Source organism: Kitasatospora sp. MY 5-36, from assembly GCF_001182915.1.
Classification (GTDB): domain Bacteria; phylum Actinomycetota; class Actinomycetes; order Streptomycetales; family Streptomycetaceae; genus Kitasatospora.
Window position 1 is genome coordinate 1 of the sequence record NZ_LFVW01001195.1, and the last position, 1,462, is coordinate 1,462.

At 76.1% G+C, this 1,462-nt stretch carries 1 protein-coding gene and 1 pseudogene; both read left to right on the plus strand.

Annotation, left to right across the window (positions count from 1 at the left end):
• Positions 1–333: 333 nt before the first annotated feature.
• Complete coding sequence (locus AE652_RS41345) at positions 334–996, plus strand: TetR/AcrR family transcriptional regulator (RefSeq protein WP_049661139.1); 663 nt, start codon at positions 334–336, stop codon at positions 994–996.
• Between the two features lie 249 nt (positions 997–1,245).
• Positions 1,246–1,462: pseudogene (locus AE652_RS41350) on the plus strand (hypothetical protein); the annotation flags it as partial.

Consider the following 1,462-nt stretch of genomic DNA (forward strand, 5'->3'; position numbering starts at 1 on the left):
CGCCCGCCCCGCCGCAGGTGAGCGAGGAGCCGGGGCGGTGGGCGGTGGCGGCCCCGGCCGGCGCGGCGGCGGCGCCGAGCAGCCCGAGGGCGAGCGGGAGGGTCAGCAGGGCGGTGCGGATGCCGGTGCCGCGGGTGGAGCTGCGCGTGGCGGACATGGAACTCCCCATTCACTGGTCGGCCGTCGGACGGCTCGGACGCCTTGCGAGCTAGATGCTCACGCCTTCGTTAGAAGTTGTAACTCCGCGAGGGCCGGGGCGTCAACAGGTTCCGTGATACCTTCTAACGGAAGCGTGAACATGTAGTCGGGCGATACGGGGAGCGGGCGAGGGCCATGGCGAGGACGGGCGCGGACACCCCGCGCGAGCGCTACCGGGCCCAGGTGCGCGAAGAGGTCAAGGCGCACGCCTGGGAGCAGATCGCCACGGCCGGCGCCTCGGCGCTCTCCGTCAACGCGATCGCCAAGCGGATGGGCATGAGCGGCCCCGCGCTCTACCGCTACTTCGCCGGCCGCGACGAGCTGATCACCGAACTCGTCCGGGACGCGTACCGCAGCCTCGCCGACACCCTCGGCGCGGCCGCCGCCGAGGGCGCCGACCTGGCCGGGCTCGCCCACGCCCTGCGCGACTGGGCGCTGGCCGACCCCCAGCGGTACTTCCTGATCTACGGCACCCCCGTGCCCGGCTACCGCGCGCCCGAGGACACCACCGCCATCGCCGACGAGGTCATGCGGACCCTGGTCGACGCCTGCGCGGCGCTCGCCCCGGCCGGAGCGGACACCCCGGGGGCGCCGTTCACCACCCACCTGCTGGGCCACCGGGACTGGGCGGGCGAGCAGCCGGCCCCGCCCGAGGTGCTCCACCGCTTCCTGGCCTTCTGGACCCGTCTGCACGGCGTGCTGTCCCTGGAGCTCGCCGGACACTTCACCGGCATGGGCTTCCGTCCCGGGCTGCTCTTCGAGGCCGAGCTGGCGAGCCTGCTGACGCCGCGGTTCTGACCCGGCCGCCTCCCGGTCGCCGCCTGTCCGCCGTCGTCGCGTGGCCACGCCCCGTCGGTGCCACCGCGGCCCCGGGGCCCGGCCGGCCCCCGCCCCGAGGTCGGCACGCGCGGGGCGCTGGGGCGTGTACGGCTGGTCGTGCTCCGGTTCGTACGGGTGTGCCGGGTGTGGCGCGTTCGCCGCAGCGTCACTCCGGGTAGTTGAAGGGCTGCACGGTGTTGGCGGAGGGGGTGGGGTCAGGGAGTCGCGATGACGGAACACGAGCAGCTCGGTGCGCCCGCCGGCCCGGAAGGACACCCCACCCGGCCCGAACGGGTGCCGCCCCAGGCCCCCGCGTCCGGGAAGCGCGGGGCGGGCGCCCGGCCCGGACCGGACGGTGACGGCACCGCGGTCCCCTGGCCCGACCTGATGCTGCCGCTGCTGCGCACCCCCACGGCCGACCGCCGGCCCGCGCCGGAGGGGGCCG